This is a genomic window from Streptomyces sp. NPDC054863 (genome assembly GCF_053610825.1).
The window spans coordinates 24,420-42,004 of record NZ_JBSGZD010000037.1; the positions used below are offsets into that span (position 1 = coordinate 24,420).

Below are 17,585 nucleotides of genomic sequence, written 5' to 3' on the forward strand. Positions count from 1 at the left end.
ACTGGCGCGAGCCGTGCCGCCCCCCCCGGCCGCCCGGGCGCCTCAGCCCGCTGCCGCTGCTGCTGTCACCGCCCGGCAGATCCGTGCCAGGTCCTCGTCGGTCGTGATGTACGGCGGCATCGTGTACACGAGGTCCCGGAACGGTCGCAGCCACACGCCCTCCCGTACCGCCGCCTCCGTCGCGGCAGCCATGTCGACCGCGTGGTCGAGCTGTACGACTCCGATGCCGCCGAGGACACGTACCTCCCGCACGCCGGGCAGCGACCCGGCCTCCGCGAGGCCGTCCCGCAGGCCCGCCTCCAGCCGCTTCACCTCCTGCTGCCAGTCCTGGCCGAGCAGCAGGTCGATCGACGCGCAGGCGACCGCGGCGGCCAGGGGGTTGGCCATGAAGGTCGGGCCGTGGGCGAGCACCGGGACCTCGCCCTGCGAGATGCCGTCCGCCACCCGCGACGTACACAGCGTGGCCGCCATCGTCAGATAGCCGCCGGTCAGCGCCTTGCCGAGGCACATCACGTCGGGGGAGACAAAGGCCTGGTCGGCCGCGAAGAGGGTGCCGGTGCGGCCGAATCCGGTCGCGATCTCGTCGAAGACCAGCAGTACGTCGTGGGCGTCGCACGCCTCACGCAGCACCCGCAGGTACTCGGGAGAGTGGAAGCGCATGCCGCCCGCGCCCTGCACCACCGGCTCGACGATCACCGCGGCCAGCTCGTCGGCGTGCCGGGCGACGGCGGCCCGCAGCTCGTCCGCGTACCCCTCCTCGTACTCCACCGGAGGCTCGGGCACGAAGAGCTGGCGCGGCAGGACGCCCTGCCACAGCTGGTGCATGCCGCCCTCGGGGTCGCACACCGCCATCGGCTGCCAGGTGTCGCCGTGGTAGCCGCCGCGCCAGGTCAGCAGCCGCTGCTTGGCCGGGCGGCCCACCGAGCGCCAGTACTGGAGGCACATCTTCACCGCGACCTCGACGGACACCGACCCCGAGTCCGACAGGAACACGTGCCGCAGCGGCTCCGGGGTGATCTCCACGAGCCTGGCGGCCAGCCGCACCGCGGGTTCGTGGGTGAGTCCGCCGAACATCACGTGGCTCATCCGCCCCAGCTGCTCCGCCGCCGCCTCGTTGAGGACGGGGTGGTTGTAGCCGTGCACCGCCGACCACCACGACGACATGCCGTCGATCAGCTCGGTCCGGCCGTGGGCGGGACCGGCGAGCCGCAGCCGGACCCCCGACGCGGACTCCACGACGAGCGGTTCGGCGCGGCCCGGCATCGGACCGTACGGATGCCAGACGTGCTCCCGGTCCAGACGCAGGAGCTCGGCGGGGGAGAGGTGCTCAGGCATTGGGCGCCACGTCGGTGCCCGCACCCCGGCGACGTACCGACACGAGATCCGTACGGGCCCCGGCCACGGCATCGGGCTCGCGCGCGGCGGGAACCGGTGCTCCCTCGTCGTCGCACACGGAATCGCCGCACACGGAACCGCAGCCGCCGCCGCCCCGGTGCTCCGGCAGCGTCGTCGTGTCCGTGCCCTCCACCTCGAAGCCCGCGTCCGCGATCATCTCCAGGTCCGCCTGGCCCGCCTGGCCCTCGCTGGTCAGGTAGTCGCCCAGGAAGATGGAGTTGACCAGGTGCAGGGCGAGCGGCTGCATCGTCCGCAGATGCACCTCGCGACCGCCGGCGAGCCGTACCTCCACGTCGGGGCAGACGAACCGGACCATCGCCAGGATGCGCAGCGCCCGCTGCGGGGTGAGGTTCCACTCCTTGGCGAGCGGCGTCCCCTCGAACGGGATGAGGAAGTTGACCGGCACCGAGTCCGGGTCCAGCTCGCGCAGCGCGTAGACGACGTCGACCAGGTCCGCGTCGGACTCGCCCATGCCCGCGATCAGGCCCGAGCACGCGGACAGGCCCGCCGCCTGCGCCTGCTGGACGGTCTCGACGCGGTCCGCGTAGGTGTGCGTGGTGGTGATGTCGCCGTACGTCGACTCCGACGTGTTGAGGTTGTGGTTGTACGCGTCGGCGCCCGCGGACCGCAGCCGCTCCGCCTGGCCGTCCGACAGCAGGCCGAGACAGGCGCAGACCTCGACGCCCTCGTTGGCCTCCTTGATCGCCTCGATGGTCTTCGAGACCCGGTCCACGTCCTTGTCCGTGGGGCCGCGCCCGCTCGCCACCAGGCAGACCCGCTTCGCGCCGCCCGCGACACCGGCCGCCGCGGCCTGCGACGCCTCGTCCGCCTTCAGCCAGGTGTACTTCAGGATCTCGGCCTTGGAGCCGAGCCGCTGCGAGCAGTACGAGCAGTCCTCGGGGCAGAGCCCCGACTTGAGGTTGACGAGGTAGTTGAGCTTCACCCGCCGCCCGAACCACTGGCGGCGCACCTTGCCGGCCGCGGCCACCACGTCGAGCAGTTCGTCGTCGGTCGTCGCCAGGACGGCGAGCGCTTCTTCGCGGGTCGGCAGCTCGCGCCGAAGCCCCTTCTCCACCAGTGTGTTCAGCAGGTCCATGAGCATGATCCTGACCTACGGCACGGCTCCGGGCCAAGGAGGATCCGGACAAGAGCACGGGTTGGAGGTGTGGGTATTGCCACACCCTGACGGGGATCCGGTCCGGCTAGTGTCTGTGGGCTGCCTACAAAGTGCTGCCCCATCGGAGGGTCCCCACCATGCCCGATCGCCCCGTGCCCGCGAACCCCTTCGACTGGATCGAGGAGGAGGCCGCCCGCCGTGCCGGAGCAGGTCTCGTCAGGACGCTGCGCCCGCGCCCCGCGGACAGCCCCGTCCTCGACCTCGCGAGCAACGACTACCTCGGACTGACCCGCCACCCGGAGACGGTCGGGGCCGCCGCCGACGCGGCGGAGCGCTGGGGCGCGGGTGCCACCGGGTCGCGGCTCGTCACCGGCAGCACCGACCTGCACGCCGAACTGGAGCGGGAACTCGCCGGGTTCACCGGCTTCGAGGCCGCCCTCGTGCTCTCCTCCGGCTACGCGGCCAATCTGGCCGCGCTCACCGCACTGACCGGCCGCGGATCCCTGATCGTCTCCGACGCGGGCAACCACGCTTCGATCGTCGACGGCTGCCGGCTGTCCCGCGCCGAGACCGCCGTGGTCCCGCACGCCGATCCGCAGGCGGTACGAAAGTCCCTCGACGGGCACGAAGGACGGGCGCTCGTGGTCACGGACTCCGTCTTCTCGGTGGACGGAGATGCCGCCCCGCTCGCCGAACTCGCGGTCGTGGCAAGGGAGTTCGGTGCAGCCCTGCTCGTCGACGACGCACACGGGCTCGGTGTGCTCGGCGCAGGCGGGCGCGGCGCCCTGTACGCAGCGGGCCTCGCGGGCGCACCGGACGTCGTCGCGACCGTCACCCTGTCGAAGTCCCTCGGCAGCCAGGGCGGCGCGGTCCTCGGCCCGGCGCACGTCATCGACCACCTGGTCAACGCGGCCCGTACGTTCATCTTCGACACCGGACTCGCCCCCGCCGCCGCCGGAGCGGCCCTCGCGAGCCTGCGACTGCTGCGCCGCGAGCCCGGCCGGGCCGCCCGTGCGCGCGACGTGTCGGCCGCACTGCACCGGCAGTTGACCGCCGCGGGGCTCGCCGCGGTACGCCCGGACGCGGCCGTGGTCTCCGTCCGTGCCCCGTCGGCGCAGGCAGCTCTCCGGTGGGCGGCCGACTGCCGCACCGAAGGCCTCGGCGTCGGCTGCTTCCGGCCGCCTTCCGTCCCGGACGGCATCTCCCGGCTGCGGCTGACGGCCAGGGCCGATCTCACGGACGCGCAGATCGCGGCTGCGGTGGACACCATCGTCCGTACCGCACCCGCGTCCTGACGAGCCGTCGGTTCACCGTGTCGTGGTGCGTCACAGTGCTTCCGTGCGCACCGCGCCGACGAAGCGGGACCAGGCGTCGGCGCTGAAGAGAAGGGCGGGGCGGCTCACGCGCTTCGAGTCACGGACGGCCAGCAGGCCACCGAGGGCCGTCGCCGTCTCGACGCAGTTGTTCATGCCTGTGCTGCGGCTGCTGCGGCGCCACGCTGCGCCGTGCAACTGCAGGCTGGAAGGTACGTTCGCGAGGTGTGGGGACATGGTTCCTCCCTGCGCGGCGTTACCGGTATGGGGTTGTGGGTGAATCGCGGGTCAGCGGACGCCCGCGATCAGATCCAGCGAGTCCTTGTGTGCAAGAGCCTGGGCCTGGATCCGCTGGAAAGCGGTTGCGTACTGGGCGAGGTCTTCTTTCCGTTCCAAATAGAGGCTACTCGCCAAGTGGTCAATAACAACCACATCCAGATCAGCAATGTTCGGAAAGGAGAAGATAACGAAAGCCCCAGTGAGACCCGTGTGTGCACCCGCCTCAAAAGGCAACACTTGTAACTGCACATGAGGCAGCTCCGCCATCTCCAGCAGATGCCGCATCTGCTCCTTCATCACCCGCTCGCCGCCCACGGTCCTGCGCAGTACCGCCTCGTCCAGCACGGCACTCAGGGCCAGCGGCGAGGCCGCCCGCAGGACCTCCTGCCGGGCCAGGCGCACCTCCACCAGTGAATCGATCTTCCGCACCGGCAGCCCGGACAACGTTGCCCTCGTGACGGTCCGTGCGTAGTCCGGTGTCTGCAACAGCCCCGGAACCACCGAGGTTTCGAGGGTGCGCGCCGCGCACGCCTGCGATTCCAGACTGATGAAGTCCCGGTACTGGGGCGGCAGCAGACCCCGATAGGCGTGCCACCACTGGGTGCCCGACTCCCCGGACGTCTCGGCCAACGCCTCCAGGAGCGACCGCAGTTGGGGCTCTCGGACGTCGTACACCGAGAGCAGCAGTGCCACGTCCGCCGGCTTCACACCGCTGTGCCCGGTCTCGATCCGGCTGACCTTCGACTGGTGCCAGCCGGCGAGACGCGCGGCCTGCGGACTGGTGAGCCCTGCCCGGGCGCGCAGCCTGCGCAACTCTTCCCCGAGCTTGCGCCGGCGCACCGCGGGACCGTGTCGCATGACCGACTCCTATCGCGCGTTCCATGGCTCCCCGCCGGGGCCATTCTGCCGGTCATGTCCGGCCCTGCGTAGCAGAGTTCACTACATTGAGTGGCAGATATATGTATGTCTGGGAGGAACGCCACTTGTGGCGGCACCATGAGTGACACTCTGGCGCGGAACGAGTCCGGGGCCGCTCCCGCACGGATCCGCGTCCGAGTTCTGATCTCCGGCCCCGGTGGGAAAGGGACAACGTCGCCATGGCTGACCACCAGGAAGTATCCGTCACCCTGCCGAGCGATCCAGCTTCGGTTTCCACCGCCCGGAAGTACGTCACCGAAGTGCTGGCCGAATGGGGCCTGCCGGTGGATTCCGAGGTGGCCGACACCATTCGGCTGATCGTCTCGGAGCTGGCGACCAACGCCGTGCAGCACACCTTCGGCCAGTCGCCCACCTTCACGGTGGACGTCCAGCTGGAGCGGGACGAGCAGTTGCGCATCGGCGTCACCGACAGTCATCCGCGCTGGCCCCAGCGACTGCCCGCCGCCGTCCAGCAGGACAACGGGCGCGGCATGGTCATCATCCGCTCCCTCGCGGCGGAGTGCGGGGGCCGGCTGTCGGTCACGCCCACCGCGGAGGGCGGCAAGACGGTGTGGATCGCGCTCCCCTGGAGCGCACCGGTGCAGAGATAGGCGTACGGGCGGCGAAGGCGGCGGCGTGCCGGGGGGAAAGCCCCAACACGCCGCTGACTCAGTCGAATTGACCGACCGTCACCTCACCCGCCCGTACCACACGCTCTTCGACCAGATGCGCTCCAGTCGTACCACCGCACCCCGCCTCGGCGAGTGCCAGATCTTGTTGCTGCCCGCGTAGATGCCGACGTGGTAGACGCTGCGCCCGTGGTGGAAGAAGACCAGGTCCCCTCGCTTGCGTACCGAGGCGGAGATGTGCCGGGTCTTGTTGTACTGCGACTGCGCCGTGCGCGGCAGGCTCTTGCCCGCCCTCTTGAACGAGTACAGCGTCAGCCCCGAGCAGTCGAAGCGGTTCGGTCCTGCGGCCCCGTACTTGTACGGCGCACCACGCTTCGAGGCGGCGATCTGGAGCGCCTTCGTGGCGAGCGTCGCGGCCTCGGCCTCGGGAGCGGCTCCGGGAATCAGGATCGGGGCGCCCGCCACGGCGAGGGTGAGGGCCGATGCGATGGAGGCCCTGGCGATCAGCGACGGGACAGGTGCGTGCATGTGCGCGGTCATGCGCAACCCTTCGTCGACCAGACGTCCCGGCGGCGCCTGAGGTACGGCGCCGGTCAGGACCGCCCCGCCACGACGGCGGGGGCTTGTCGTCCCCCGGATCTTGACCCGGTGAACGCCTGGTTTCCGAGCGGGAAGGGGTGTTTGTGAGGCTCCTCACCACTGACCCGTTCGGGTGGACAAGGGCTGATCCGATCATCGGTGTCGGGTCGCGAGGAGGCCCGCACCAGCACCGGAACAGATCATTCCGATCGTGCTCCGGACGAACTGCGCAACTCGATCAGTGCGGACGGGGTAGACGTGACTGGGCCGAACGGGGGATGCGTCCTGGTGCGGGTGTGCCCGTCCGGGGGTGGCTCCCGATGATCAACTCGCCTGCTCCGGCGGCACGGTGAGACGTCCGGCCCGCCGCTCCCCGTCCAGTACGCGCAGCGCCCGCCCGAGCGTGGCCGGGTGGATACCGGTCTCGCCCCGCTCGTACATCAGGGTGAGTGCGTCGCGCAGTGCCGTCGCCCGGCCGACGAGCGCCTGTGCGGCGCGCAGGGCGCCGTAAGTGTCCGTACTGCGGGACGGGTTGATCCGTCCCAGTGAGTCGAGGACTTCCAGATAGCTGTCCAGGAAGTCGCATTCGGCCCGCGTCAGCGCGGGCAGCGGCGGCAGCTCCGGCGGCAGCATCCGCCCGCCTACCGGGGGGCGGGGGACAGGCCGGCGCGGCGGGTCTCGACGATCCGGTCCACCAGTCCGTACGCACGGGCGTCCTCGGCGTCGAGGATCCGCGTGCGGTCGAAGTCGGACTCGACCTGCTCGGCGGTCCTGCCCGTGTGCCGGGCCAGCATCCCCGCCGTCATCGAGCGCAGCCGCACCAGCTCCTGCGCCTGGATCTCCAGGTCGGAGGGCTGCCCCTGGGCGGGCTCGTCCAGGGCGGGCTGGCTGAGCGCGATCCGGGCGCCCGGCAGTGCGAGCCGCTTGCCGGGGCTGCCGGCCGCGAGGAGCACCGCTGCGGCGTCCAGGGCCTGGCCGAGGCAGATCGTCTCCACGTCGCAGGTCACGAACTGGAGGGTGTCGTAGATCGCCGACATCGCGGTGTACGAGCCGCCGGGGGAGTTGATGTAGAGCGAGATGTCCCGGTCGGGGGCGTCGTGCTCCAGGTACATGAACTGTGCCGCGATGTCGTTCGCCGACGCGTCGTCGACGGGGGTTCCGAGGAAGACGATCCGCTCGCCGAGCAGCTTCGAGTACGGATCGAGGGTGCGGGTCCCCGTGGAGGTGCGTTCGGTGAACGAGGGCAGGACGTAACGGGCGGACGGCTGGATCATGGCGCGCTCCCTCTGGCCGTGACCGGCCTGGCTCGGCCTGGTCTGGACTGCTCTTGCCGCGGCAGCGGAGGGCTGCCACCTCTGTAAAAAATGTACAGGACGTACGTTCAGTACGATGGTGAGCATGACCTACGAGATTCCGGTGACGCAAGCCCGCGCAGAGCTCGCCGACCTGATCAACCGCGTCGTGTACGGCGGGGAGCGGGTGGTCGTGACGCGTCACGGGAAGCCGCTCGTCGCACTGGTCTCCGCCGCTGACCTGGAGCGACTGGAGAGCGAGCCGGAGCAGGCCGAGGAGCAGGTGATCAGTTCGGTCTCGTCGATCGGCTCCCTGACGTCCGCTCCGGGCGAACGCCGGCGGTTCGGCATCGCCGCCGAATACCGGGGTGGGCACGGCGACGACGGAGTTAACGCGACCGAAACTCCGCGCAACTAGCCTCGTTGTGACGGTGCCTGACGGAAGAGTCCTGGTGAGGCCTTTGCATCCGCTTTGCTAGGTGGGTGATACACCTATGTCCGTCGTGGTGACCGCGACAGCCGGGCCGGGCGGCCCGGCGCGAGGACTGTGAGGTGTGGACCAAGTGCAGCTGACCCCGCACGAGCAGGAACGACTGCTCATCCATGTGGCCGCCGACGTGGCCGAGAAGCGCAGGGCGCGCGGGGTGAGGCTCAATCACCCCGAGTCGGTCGCCCTCATCACCTCGCACATCCTCGAAGGCGCGCGCGACGGCCACACCGTCGCCCAGCTCATGTCCTCGGGCCGCAAGGTGCTGCACCGCGACGAGGTCATGGACGGCATCCCCGAGATGATCCACGACGTACAGGTCGAGGCGACCTTCCCGGACGGCACCAAGCTCGTCACCGTGCACGAGCCCATCCAGTGACGGCGCTGCCGGCGCCCGGGGACCGCACGCCGATGGTCCCCGGCGAGATCCTGTACGCGGACGGGCCCGTCCTCCTCAACGAGGGCCGCCCCGTCACCCGCCTCACCGTCCTCAACGCCGCCGACCGGCCCGTCCAGGTCGGCTCCCACTACCACTTCGCCGAGGCCAACCCGGGCCTCGACTTCGACCGCACCGCCGCCCGCGGCCTGCGGCTGAACATCGCCGCCGGTACGGCCGTGCGCTTCGAGCCCGGCATCCCCGTCGACGTCGCACTCGTCCCCATCGGCGGCCGGCGCATCGTCGCAGGACTGCGCGGGGAGATTGGCGGTGCCCTCGATGTCTGAGTCCGTACGCACGGAGGGCTCCGCGCATCCCGGGATCGCCCGCGCGGTGTACGCCGACCTGTTCGGCCCCACCACCGGCGACCGCATCCGGCTCGCCGACACCGATCTGCTCGTCGAGATCGAGGAGGACCGCTCCGGCGGGCCGGGACTCGCGGGCGACGAGGCGGTGTTCGGCGGCGGCAAGGTCATCCGCGAATCCATGGGCCAGGCCCGTACGACCCGTGCCGAAGGCGCCCCGGACACGGTCGTCACCGGTGTCGTCGTCCTCGACCACTGGGGCATCGTCAAGGCAGACCTGGGCATCCGCGACGGCCGCATCACCGGCATCGGCAAAGCAGGGAATCCGGACACCATGGACGGCGTCCACCCCGACCTCGTCATCGGCCCCGAGACCGAGATCATCGCGGGCAACGGCCGGATCGTCACCGCCGGGGCCATCGACGCGCACGTCCACTTCATCTCGCCGACCGTCGTCGAGTCGGCGCTGTCCTGTGGCATCACCACCCTCGTCGGTGGCGGCACCGGACCCGCCGAGGGTTCCAAGGCGACCACGGTGACGCCCGGTGGCTGGCACCTGTCCCGGATGTTCGCCGCGCTGGAGCACTATCCGGTGAACATCGGACTGCTCGGCAAGGGCAACACCATGTCCCGCGAGGCCATGCACGCCCAGCTCCGGGGCGGCGCACTCGGTTTCAAGATCCACGAGGACTGGGGCGCGACCCCCGCCGTCATCGACGCCTGCCTGAGCGTCTGCGACGAGACGGGCGCCCAACTGGCCATCCACACCGACACGTTGAACGAGGCCGGGTTCGTCGGCGACACCCTCGCCGCCATCGCGGGCCGCACCATCCACGCGTACCACACCGAGGGTGCGGGCGGCGGACACGCGCCGGACATCATCACGGTCGTCTCCGAGCCGTACGTCCTGCCCAGCTCGACCAACCCCACCCGGCCGCACACCCTCAACACGCTCGACGAACACCTCGACATGCTGATGGTCTGCCACCACCTCAACCCGGCGGTGCCGGAGGACCTGGCGTTCGCGGAATCCCGCATCAGGCCCTCCACCATCGCGGCCGAGGACATCCTGCACGACCTCGGCGCGATCTCGATCATCTCCTCGGACTCGCAGGCGATGGGCCGGGTCGGCGAGGTGATCCTGCGGACCTGGCAGACCGCCCACGTGATGAAGAAGCGGCGCGGCTCCCTGCCGGGCGACGGGCGCGCGGACAACCACCGGGCACGTCGCTATGTCGCCAAGTACACGATCAACCCGGCCGTCGCCCAGGGGCTCGCCCACGAGATCGGCTCGGTCGAGACCGGCAAGCTGGCCGACCTCGTCCTCTGGGAGCCCGCCTTCTTCGGCGTCAAACCGCTGCTCGTGCTCAAGGGCGGCCAGATCGCCTACGCGCAGATGGGCGACGCCAACGCGTCGATCCCCACTCCGCAACCGGTCCTGCCCCGGCCGATGTTCGGCGCGATCGGGCGAGCCCCGGCCGCGAACTCCTTCAACTTCGTCGCCGAGGCGGCGATCGAGGACGGCCTCGCGGAGCGGATGGGTGAGCGCTTCGGCGTCGGCAAGTCCTTCGTGCCGATCACCAGCACCCGGGGGGTCACCAAGGCGGACATGCGGGAGAACGACGCGATGCCGCGCGTCGAGGTCGACGCGGACACCTTCACGGTGACCATCGACGGCGACCCGGTGGACCCGGCCCCGGCGGCCGAACTGCCCATGGCCCAGCGCTACTTCCTCTTCTGAGGGGCGCCGCGACATGGACCGAACGGCTGTACGCACGCCTCCTTCGACACGAACGGCCCCCGACCCGGCCGTACCCCCGCCCACGGCTGCCCCGGTGGCCGCAGAGTCGCACGCGCAGGTCGTACGGGACGGCGACTCCGCGCCCGCCCCAGCTCCCCGCAGGCCCGCTCCCGGGGCCCGTGCCGCTCTTCTCGTGCTTGCCGACGGGCGGTTCCCCGCCGGGGGACACGCGCACTCCGGCGGGGCGGAGGCCGCGGTGAAGGCGGGACGGATCCGGGACCACCGGGACCTCGCCGCGTTCTGCCGCGGGAGGCTGCACACCGCGGGGCTCACCACCGCAGCCCTGGCCGCGGCAGCCGCGCTCGGGCTCGACCCGCTCGACCTCGACGGGGCCGCCGACGCCAGGACCCCTTCACCCGCCCTGCGTGCCACCGCCCGCAAGCTCGGCCGGCAGATGATGCGGGCCGCCCGCGCCACCTGGCCCTGTCCCGAGCTGGACGCGCTCGCCGCCGCCCGGCCGCGCGGAGTGCACCAGCCCGTCGTCCTCGGCCTCGCGGCCCGCTCCGCCGGGCTCGGGCCCGAGGACGCCGCGCACTGTGCCGCGTACGAGAGCGTCAGCGGGGCCGCCACCGCGGTCGTACGGCTGCTGAGCCTGGACCCGTTCGAAGCCACGGGCGTACTTGCGCGGCTCGCCCCCGAGCTGGACCTGGTCGCCGAGCGCGCGGCGCTGGCGGCGTACGAGGGCATCGACGCCCTGCCCGCCGCCTCCGCCCCTCTGCTCGACATCACGGCGGAGGCACACGCGGCCTGGCCCGTACGCCTCTTCGCGTCGTAACACCCGTACGAAACGCAGCACCCGCAGTTCCCGTACGAAACGCAGCACCCGCAGCACCAGCAGGAAACGCAGCACTCGCAGGAAAACGCGGGAACGCAAGAATCAAGGAGCCGGACCATGCACCTCGACCACGACCACTCCTCCGCCACCGCCGTCAGCGCCGACGCCCACCGCCCCGACGGAACCCGGCGCGCCCTGCGCATCGGGCTCGGCGGGCCCGTCGGGTCCGGCAAGACCGCGACCGTCGCCGCGCTCTGCCGCGAGCTGCGCGACACCTTCTCCCTCGCCGTCGTCACCAACGACATCTACACCCGCGAGGACGCCGAATTCCTGTTGCGCAACGCGGTGTTGCCGCCCGAGCGCATCCAGGCCGTCGAGACCGGCGCCTGCCCGCACACCGCGATCCGCGACGACATCTCCGCGAACCTCGAAGCCGTGGAGGACCTGGAGGACGCGGTCGGCCCGCTCGATCTGATCCTCGTCGAGTCCGGCGGCGACAACCTCACCGCCACCTTCTCCAAGGGCCTCGTCGACGCGCAGGTATTCGTCATCGACGTGGCGGGCGGCGACGACATCCCCCGCAAGGGTGGGCCCGGCGTCACCACCGCGGACCTCCTCGTCGTCAACAAGACGGACCTCGCGCCGTACGTCGGCTCCGACCTGGGGCGGATGGCCCGCGACGCGAAGGAGCAGCGCGGTGAACTCCCCGTCGTCTTCACGTCGTTGACCTCGGGCGAGGGTGTCGGGCCGATCGCGGACTGGGTGCGCGCCCAGCTCGCCGGCTGGACCGGGCCCGCCCGTACCGCATGAGCCTGCGTGCCACCGCCCGGATCGTCGCCGCTCCCGGCGGCCGGCTTCCGGTCCTGGAGAGCGACGGGCCGCTCGCCCTGCGCCGTACGAGATCCGCGGAAGGACCCGGCAGCAGCAGGGTCACCGTCGTCGGCGCCATGAGCGCACCGCTCGGCGGCGACCGTCTCGCCGTCGAGGCGGAGGTCCTGGACGGTGCCCGGCTGACCGTCGACGCGGCTGCCGCCACCGTCGCCCTGCCCGGACGCACCCTCGAAACCGCCCACTACGACGTCCGGCTGACGGTGGGTCAGGAAGCGGAGCTGCGCTGGCTGCCGGAGCAGCTGATCTCCGCGTGCGGCAGCGACCTGCGGATGACCACCCGGGTCGCACTCGCCCCCAGCGCCCGCCTGGTGCTCCGCGAGGAGCAGGTGCTGGGCCGCCACGGCGAGTCCACCGGCACCCTCGTCACCCGCCTCACGGTCCACCGCGGCGGACGCCCGCTCTTCGACCAGGAGCTCGCCTACGGTCCGGGCGCACCGGGCGGCTGGGACGGCGGCGCGGTCCTCGGGGGCCACCGGGCGGCCGGTCAACTCCTGGTGGTGGACGAGCAGTTGGCGCATCCTGACCCGCAGCCCCGGCTGCTCGGCGGGACCGCGGTGCTGACGCCTCTCGCCGGACCCGCCGTACTCGTGACGGCGGTGGCGCCGGACGCCAGGCAACTGCGCCTGATCCTGGACGGCGTGCTGGAGTCACCGGCGGTCGCCCGCGCGTCCGCCGTCCGGAGCACGTGAAATGCGCCGAGTCCGCGCCGAGCAGGCGCAGTACCGCTGAGCGGGACATCTCGCACCGGTTATTGGTTCGGCAAAGAAACACCAGTACGGTCTGGTCGCGGCATCCCTCCGGGCGGAAGGATGCCGCCCACACCCGTTTCCGGGGACTAGAGGAAACTCACAGGGGGAGGTCCACTTGCGACGCACCGCAGTGCTCGGCTCGGCCGGCACACTGCTCGCGGGCACGCTCATAGCGGGCGCGATGGCCGCACCGGCCGCGACCGCCGATGACGTACAGGGAAAGTCTGCACAAGGGCAGCAGCAGGACTCCAGCAGCAGCCAGTACGGCCGGAGTTCGGAAGCCCACGGCGTGAAGGTGGCGGCCGACCGGGCAGCCAGGCACGGCATCGCCTGGAAGGACTGCCCGGCCGACTGGGGGCTGGAGAAGCCCATCAAGTGTGGCTACGTCACGGTCCCGCTGGACTACAAGAAGCCGTACGGCAGACAGATCCAGATCGCCGTCGACAAGATCGCCAACACCGGCTCCAAGGAGGACCGACAGGGCTCCCTGGTCTACAACCCGGGCGGGCCGGGCGGCTCCGGCCTCAAGTTCCCGCGCCGGGTCGTCACCAAGAACACGATCTGGGCGGGCGCCGCCAAGGCGTACGACCTGGTGGGCTTCGACCCGCGGGGAGTCGGCAAGTCGACCCCCATCTCCTGCGTCGACCCGCAGGAGTACATCAAGGCGCCGAAGGCCGACCCGGTGCCCGACAGCGAGGCCGACAAGCGCGCCCAGCGCAAGCTCGCCGCCGAGTACGCGGCCGGCTGCAAGGAGCGCAGCGGCTGGATGCTGCCGCACATGACCACCCCCAACACGGCACGCGACCTGGACGTCATCAGGGCCGCGCTCGGTGACAAGAAGCTCAACTTCCTGGGCGTCTCGTACGGCACCTACCTGGGCGCCGTCTACGGCACGCTCTTCCCGACGCACGTGCGCCGGATGGTCCTCGACAGCGTCGTGAACCCGTCCACGAAGAAGATCTGGTACGAGGTCAACCTCGACCAGGACATTGCCTTCGAGACCCGCTGGAACGACTGGATGGCGTGGGTCGCCAAGAACGACGCGACCTACCACATCGGCGACACCGTCGAGAAGGTCCGGCAGCAGTGGGAGAAGCTGCGTGCCACGGCCAAGAAGAACCCCATCGGCGGACTCGTCGGCCCGCAGGAACTGATCATCTACTTCCAGGGTGCGCCGTACTACGACTCCTCCTGGGCGCCGGTCGCCTCGGTCTGGAGCAAGTACCTCGCGGGTGACACGGCGACCCTCGTGGCGAAGGCCGGTCCGCACCCGGAGGACACCGCGGGGAACATCGCCTCGGAGAACTCCAACGCGGTCTACACGGCGGTCGAGTGCGCGGACGCCAAGTGGCCGACCAGCTGGAACAAGTGGAACCGGGACAACACCCGGCTGCACGAGAAGTACCCGTTCCTCACCTGGTCCAACGCCTGGATGAACCTTCCCTGCGCCACTTGGGGAGCCCCGCAGCAGCACGCCACGGAGGTGAGGACCGGCAAGGGTCTGCCGCCGGTGCTGATCGCCCAGTCCACCCGGGACGCGGCCACGCCGTACGCCGGTGCGGTCGAACTGCACAAGCGCTTCAAGGGCTCGCGCCTGATCACCGAGCGCGACGCGGGCTCGCACGGCATCACCAACCTGGAGAACCCGTGCCTCAACGGCAGGGTGGAGGCCTACCTGCTCAGTGGCAAGCTGGACAGCAGTGACGTGACGTGCGCCCCGCACGCCACGCCCAAGCCCTAACTCCGGACCGGCGAAAGCCGCCCGAACCGGGGGCGGCCGGTGCTCTCCCACCGGCCGTCCCCTGCACGGTGTCCTCCTGCACGGCGTCCCCGTGCCCGGTGCCGAGGGTCTGCTCGGTGCCGATGGCCTGTTTGATGCCGCGGGCTTGCTCGGTGCCGCGGACTCGCTCGGTACCGCGAGCTCGCTCAGTGCCGAAGGCGGGGGAACTTCCGTCCCTGCGCGGCCTGTTCGGCCTTCACGTCGGCCGCGTACCGGTCGACGTACTCCTGGCCGGACAGGTTCAGGATCGCGTACATGATCTCGTCGGTGACGGCCCGCAGCGCCGCCTTCTCGTTCTCCATGCCCGCGAACCGTGAGAAGTCCAGCGGCTCCCCGAACCGGATCGTCACCCGCTTGACCTTCGGGATCTTCCGCCCCGGCGGCTGGATCTCGAACGTCCCGACCATCGCGCACGGCACCACAGGCGCCCCCGCCCTGATCGCCATCACCGCGACCCCGACCTTCCCCTTGTACAGCCGCCCGTCGTGCGACCGCGTCCCCTCCGGGTAGATCCCCAGCAACTCGTCCTTCGCGAGCACCCCGAGCCCCTCCCGCACGGCCGCCTTCCCGGCCTCCTTGCCCGACCTGTCCACCGGAATCTGCCCCGCACTGCGGAAGAACGCGGCCGTCAGCCGCCCCTTCAGGCCGGGCCCGGTGAAGTACTCCGCCTTGGCAAGGAAGGTGATCCTCCGCTTCAGTACGGCGGGCATCAGGAAGTGGTCCGAGAACGACAGGTGATTGCCCGCGACGATCGCCGCCCCGTCCGCGGGAATGTGCCGCAGCCCTTCGATCCGGGGCCGGAACAGCAGTCTCAACAGCGGTCCGAGGACGACGTGTTTGAGCACGTAGTAGAACACCCGGTTGCTCCCTAGGGTGACGGACCGCCTCGTGAGCTGTCCTGTGCTGGTCAGGGCTTGATTCGGGGGCGCTCAGTGTAGGGGCAGGGCCCGTCCCGCGTCAGTACGCCCGGTCGTGGCGGGAGGGCCGGGTGCGGAGGAAGCGCTCGGTGCGGGCGGCCAGAGTGGTCAGGAGGGAGTTGAGCGCGATGAAGAGGGCGGCGACCACGGTCAGGCAGGCGATGGTGTTGGCCCCGTAGTTGGCGGCGATCAGCCTCGCCTGGTGCAGCAGTTCGCCGAAGCCGAGCATCTCGCTGCCCAGCGCGGTGTCCTTGACCACGACCACCAGCTGGCTCGCCAGGGCCGGCAGCATCGCGGTGACCGCCTGGGGGAGCAGCACCAGGGCCATGACCTGGTACTCGCGCATACCGACCGCTCTGGCGGCGTCCGCCTGCCCCGAGGGCAGCGCGAGGATTCCCGCCCGGACGATCTCGGCGAGGACGGCTGCGTTGAAGAGGACGAGCCCGGTGACCACCGCGTAGAAGGGGCGGGTGTCGGGGGAGACGTCGCTGAAGCGCGCGTACGCCTCGTTGGCCAGCAGCATCAGCAGCAGAACCGGGACGGCCCGCAGGAGGTCGGTCAGGGAACCCGTCGTGCGGCGCAGCCAGCCGCGGGAGGAGAGCCGGGCCACGGCGAGGAGCGCGCCCAGGGGCAGGCTCAGGGACATGGCCAGCGCGGAAGCCTCGGCGGTGGTGCGCAGGCCAGGCAGCAGGAACTGGGTCCACACCCGTACGTCCGTGACGAAGGGGCTCCACTTGTCGGCGTCGAGCTGATGGCGCCCGGCCATCTTGTACGTCACCCACGCCAGCCCCAGGACCAGGACGAGCACGAAGGCGACGGCGAACCACGCATGCCGACGACGGGCCCGCGGACCGGGGGAGTCGTACAGCGGCGGCAGCCCGCTCACGGCCCCGCCTCCCGCGACCGCGACCCGTTCATCGCCGTACCGCCACCCGTCGGCCCACCAGGTTCAGCAGCAGGCCCACGGGCAGGGTGAGGCAGACGAATCCCAGGGCGAAGACGCCGAAGACGGCGAACATCACGTCGGCCTCGTTCTCGATCATCTCCTTCATGAGGAGTGCGGCCTCGGCCACTCCGATCGCGGCGGCCACCGTGGTGTTCTTGGTCAGCGACATCAGCACGGTGGCCAGCGGGACCACCACACTGCGGAACGCCTGCGGGAACACCACGCACACCAGGACCTGCGGAAGGCTCAGTCCGAGCGCGCGGGCGGCCTCGGTCTGTCCGGCGTCCACGCTGTTGATGCCCGAGCGCAACGACTCGCAGACGAACGTCGCCGTGTACGCCGCGAGCGCGAGCACGGCGAGCCGGAAACCCGACTCCTTGGCCGTCGCCCCGCCCAGAGCCACGCCCAGCGTCTGGTGGAGGCCCAGCGAGGCGGCCACGACGATGACGGTCAGGGGCGTGTTGCGGACGACCGTCACGTACCCGGCGGCGAACAGCCGCATCACCGGTACGGGACTGACCCGCAGGGCCGCCAGCACCGTGCCCCAGACGAGCGCCCCGGCCGCGGACCAGAGCGCGAGCCGCACCGTCACCGCGAACGCGCCCAGCACGTCGTAGCGCTGCGGGTCGAGGAACCCGGACACGCCGCGACCTCAGCCCGATCCGCCGGTCCCGCCCGCATCACCCGGATCGCCGGTCTCGTCGATCTTCGGTGCCTTCTCGGGGACGTAACCGCCGGGACCGAAGTGGGCGCGCACGGCCTTCTTCCACGAGCCGTCGGACACCATCGCGGCGAGCGCCCGGTTGACGTCGCGGCGCAGCGCGACGTCCTCCTTGGCGATCCCCACGCCGTAGCGTTCGTCGCTCAGCCTGAGCCCGGCGAGCCGGAATTTACCCCGGTGCTGCTCCTGGCCCGCGAATCCGGCCAGGATCGAGTCGTCGTTGGTCAAGGCGTCGACGGCCTTGTTCTCCAGGCC

At 70.9% G+C, this 17,585-nt stretch carries 20 protein-coding genes and 1 pseudogene; 10 read left to right on the plus strand and 11 right to left on the minus strand.

What is annotated here, in order from left to right:
* Positions 1 to 42: 42 nt before the first annotated feature.
* On the minus strand, positions 43 to 1,335 hold the full coding sequence (locus tag ACWGIG_RS10370) for an adenosylmethionine--8-amino-7-oxononanoate transaminase (protein WP_453321118.1): 1,293 nt from the start codon (positions 1,333 to 1,335) through the stop codon (positions 43 to 45).
* Positions 1,328 to 2,491, minus strand: coding sequence for a biotin synthase BioB (bioB, locus tag ACWGIG_RS10375; protein ID WP_453321119.1), 1,164 nt, complete (start codon positions 2,489 to 2,491; stop codon positions 1,328 to 1,330). The genes ACWGIG_RS10370 and bioB overlap by 8 nt, the downstream gene beginning before the upstream one ends.
* A 158-nt stretch (positions 2,492 to 2,649) precedes the next feature.
* Between bioB and ACWGIG_RS10380 the strand changes: the two genes are divergently transcribed.
* Positions 2,650 to 3,807: an 8-amino-7-oxononanoate synthase gene (locus ACWGIG_RS10380; RefSeq protein WP_453321120.1), complete on the plus strand. Its 1,158-nt coding sequence runs from the start codon at positions 2,650 to 2,652 to the stop codon at positions 3,805 to 3,807.
* Between the two features lie 30 nt (positions 3,808 to 3,837).
* Here the strand turns inward: ACWGIG_RS10380 and ACWGIG_RS10385 are convergent, their stop codons facing one another.
* Together ACWGIG_RS10385 and ACWGIG_RS10390 are read right to left on the minus strand one after the other, a co-directional pair.
* Positions 3,838 to 4,062: a DUF397 domain-containing protein gene (locus ACWGIG_RS10385; RefSeq protein ID WP_362415813.1), complete on the minus strand. Its 225-nt coding sequence runs from the start codon at positions 4,060 to 4,062 to the stop codon at positions 3,838 to 3,840.
* Between the two features lie 51 nt (positions 4,063 to 4,113).
* Positions 4,114 to 4,962: a helix-turn-helix domain-containing protein gene (locus ACWGIG_RS10390; protein WP_453321121.1), complete on the minus strand. Its 849-nt coding sequence runs from the start codon at positions 4,960 to 4,962 to the stop codon at positions 4,114 to 4,116.
* A 239-nt stretch (positions 4,963 to 5,201) separates the two neighbouring features.
* On the opposite strand from ACWGIG_RS10390, the gene ACWGIG_RS10395 reads away from it, so the two are divergent.
* Complete coding sequence (locus ACWGIG_RS10395; protein ID WP_453321122.1) at positions 5,202 to 5,633, plus strand: ATP-binding protein; 432 nt, start codon at positions 5,202 to 5,204, stop codon at positions 5,631 to 5,633.
* A 78-nt stretch (positions 5,634 to 5,711) separates the two neighbouring features.
* Here the strand turns inward: ACWGIG_RS10395 and ACWGIG_RS10400 are convergent, their stop codons facing one another.
* The 3 genes from ACWGIG_RS10400 to ACWGIG_RS10410 form a co-directional block, all read right to left on the minus strand.
* Positions 5,712 to 6,191, minus strand: coding sequence for a C40 family peptidase (locus tag ACWGIG_RS10400; protein ID WP_453321123.1), 480 nt, complete (start codon positions 6,189 to 6,191; stop codon positions 5,712 to 5,714).
* 363 nt (positions 6,192 to 6,554) lie between these two features.
* Positions 6,555 to 6,863 (minus strand): hypothetical protein, encoded by a 309-nt coding sequence (locus ACWGIG_RS10405; RefSeq protein WP_453321124.1) that lies wholly within the window; start codon positions 6,861 to 6,863, stop codon positions 6,555 to 6,557.
* An 8-nt stretch (positions 6,864 to 6,871) separates the two neighbouring features.
* A complete protein-coding gene (locus tag ACWGIG_RS10410; RefSeq protein WP_453321125.1) occupies positions 6,872 to 7,504 on the minus strand; it encodes an ATP-dependent Clp protease proteolytic subunit in 633 nt (210 codons plus the stop codon).
* A gap of 124 nt (positions 7,505 to 7,628) precedes the next feature.
* Here ACWGIG_RS10410 and ACWGIG_RS10415 point away from each other — a divergent pair, with 124 nt between their 5' ends.
* The 8 genes from ACWGIG_RS10415 to ACWGIG_RS10450 all read left to right on the plus strand — a co-directional run bounded on the left by ACWGIG_RS10415 (position 7,629) and on the right by ACWGIG_RS10450 (position 14,707).
* Positions 7,629 to 7,940: a type II toxin-antitoxin system Phd/YefM family antitoxin gene (locus ACWGIG_RS10415; protein WP_453321126.1), complete on the plus strand. Its 312-nt coding sequence runs from the start codon at positions 7,629 to 7,631 to the stop codon at positions 7,938 to 7,940.
* Between the two features lie 145 nt (positions 7,941 to 8,085).
* Positions 8,086 to 8,388 (plus strand): urease subunit gamma, encoded by a 303-nt coding sequence (locus ACWGIG_RS10420; protein WP_453321135.1) that lies wholly within the window; start codon positions 8,086 to 8,088, stop codon positions 8,386 to 8,388.
* A gap of 32 nt (positions 8,389 to 8,420) precedes the next feature.
* A complete protein-coding gene (locus ACWGIG_RS10425; protein WP_453321136.1) occupies positions 8,421 to 8,732 on the plus strand; it encodes an urease subunit beta in 312 nt (103 codons plus the stop codon).
* Positions 8,725 to 10,491, plus strand: a complete 1,767-nt coding sequence (locus ACWGIG_RS10430) for an urease subunit alpha (protein WP_453321137.1) — start codon at positions 8,725 to 8,727, stop codon at positions 10,489 to 10,491. Before ACWGIG_RS10425 ends, ACWGIG_RS10430 begins: the two co-directional genes overlap by 8 nt.
* 193 nt (positions 10,492 to 10,684) lie before the next feature.
* On the plus strand, positions 10,685 to 11,326 hold the full coding sequence (locus ACWGIG_RS10435) for an urease accessory protein UreF (protein WP_453321138.1): 642 nt from the start codon (positions 10,685 to 10,687) through the stop codon (positions 11,324 to 11,326).
* Between the two features lie 117 nt (positions 11,327 to 11,443).
* Positions 11,444 to 12,136, plus strand: coding sequence for an urease accessory protein UreG (ureG, locus tag ACWGIG_RS10440; protein WP_453321127.1), 693 nt, complete (start codon positions 11,444 to 11,446; stop codon positions 12,134 to 12,136).
* Positions 12,133 to 12,906, plus strand: coding sequence for an urease accessory protein UreD (locus ACWGIG_RS10445; RefSeq protein ID WP_453321128.1), 774 nt, complete (start codon positions 12,133 to 12,135; stop codon positions 12,904 to 12,906). Before ureG ends, ACWGIG_RS10445 begins: the two co-directional genes overlap by 4 nt.
* A 175-nt stretch (positions 12,907 to 13,081) precedes the next feature.
* Positions 13,082 to 14,707: an alpha/beta hydrolase gene (locus ACWGIG_RS10450; RefSeq protein WP_453321129.1), complete on the plus strand. Its 1,626-nt coding sequence runs from the start codon at positions 13,082 to 13,084 to the stop codon at positions 14,705 to 14,707.
* 185 nt (positions 14,708 to 14,892) lie between these two features.
* Here the strand turns inward: ACWGIG_RS10450 and ACWGIG_RS10455 are convergent, their stop codons facing one another.
* From ACWGIG_RS10455 to ACWGIG_RS10470, 4 genes and pseudogenes are all read right to left on the minus strand, one after another.
* Positions 14,893 to 15,603, minus strand: a complete 711-nt coding sequence (locus ACWGIG_RS10455) for a lysophospholipid acyltransferase family protein (protein WP_453321130.1) — start codon at positions 15,601 to 15,603, stop codon at positions 14,893 to 14,895.
* Between the two features lie 100 nt (positions 15,604 to 15,703).
* Positions 15,704 to 16,549 (minus strand): amino acid ABC transporter permease, encoded by an 846-nt coding sequence (locus tag ACWGIG_RS10460; protein WP_453321131.1) that lies wholly within the window; start codon positions 16,547 to 16,549, stop codon positions 15,704 to 15,706.
* Positions 16,550 to 16,577: 28 nt separating this feature from the next.
* Positions 16,578 to 17,252 (minus strand): amino acid ABC transporter permease, encoded by a 675-nt coding sequence (locus ACWGIG_RS10465; RefSeq protein ID WP_453321132.1) that lies wholly within the window; start codon positions 17,250 to 17,252, stop codon positions 16,578 to 16,580.
* Positions 17,253 to 17,261: 9 nt separating this feature from the next.
* Positions 17,262 to 17,585 (minus strand): annotated as a pseudogene (locus tag ACWGIG_RS10470) (hypothetical protein); the annotation flags it as partial.

Excerpts from the sequence above, each read along its gene's own strand:
- ACWGIG_RS10370 (WP_453321118.1), bottom strand. The coding sequence starts at position 1,335 with ATGCCTGAGCACCTCTCCCCCGCCGAGCTCCTGCGTCTGGACCGGGAG.
- bioB (WP_453321119.1), bottom strand. The coding sequence starts at position 2,491 with ATGGACCTGCTGAACACACTGGTGGAGAAGGGGCTTCGGCGCGAGCTG.
- ACWGIG_RS10380 (WP_453321120.1), top strand. The coding sequence starts at position 2,650 with ATGCCCGATCGCCCCGTGCCCGCGAACCCCTTCGACTGGATCGAGGAG.
- ACWGIG_RS10385 (WP_362415813.1), bottom strand. The coding sequence starts at position 4,062 with ATGTCCCCACACCTCGCGAACGTACCTTCCAGCCTGCAGTTGCACGGC.
- ACWGIG_RS10390 (WP_453321121.1), bottom strand. The coding sequence starts at position 4,962 with ATGCGACACGGTCCCGCGGTGCGCCGGCGCAAGCTCGGGGAAGAGTTG.
- ACWGIG_RS10395 (WP_453321122.1), top strand. The coding sequence starts at position 5,202 with ATGGCTGACCACCAGGAAGTATCCGTCACCCTGCCGAGCGATCCAGCT.
- ACWGIG_RS10400 (WP_453321123.1), bottom strand. The coding sequence starts at position 6,191 with ATGACCGCGCACATGCACGCACCTGTCCCGTCGCTGATCGCCAGGGCC.
- ACWGIG_RS10405 (WP_453321124.1), bottom strand. The coding sequence starts at position 6,863 with ATGCTGCCGCCGGAGCTGCCGCCGCTGCCCGCGCTGACGCGGGCCGAA.
- ACWGIG_RS10410 (WP_453321125.1), bottom strand. The coding sequence starts at position 7,504 with ATGATCCAGCCGTCCGCCCGTTACGTCCTGCCCTCGTTCACCGAACGC.
- ACWGIG_RS10415 (WP_453321126.1), top strand. The coding sequence starts at position 7,629 with ATGACCTACGAGATTCCGGTGACGCAAGCCCGCGCAGAGCTCGCCGAC.
- ACWGIG_RS10425 (WP_453321136.1), top strand. The coding sequence starts at position 8,421 with ATGGTCCCCGGCGAGATCCTGTACGCGGACGGGCCCGTCCTCCTCAAC.
- ACWGIG_RS10430 (WP_453321137.1), top strand. The coding sequence starts at position 8,725 with ATGTCTGAGTCCGTACGCACGGAGGGCTCCGCGCATCCCGGGATCGCC.
- ureG (WP_453321127.1), top strand. The coding sequence starts at position 11,444 with ATGCACCTCGACCACGACCACTCCTCCGCCACCGCCGTCAGCGCCGAC.
- ACWGIG_RS10445 (WP_453321128.1), top strand. The coding sequence starts at position 12,133 with ATGAGCCTGCGTGCCACCGCCCGGATCGTCGCCGCTCCCGGCGGCCGG.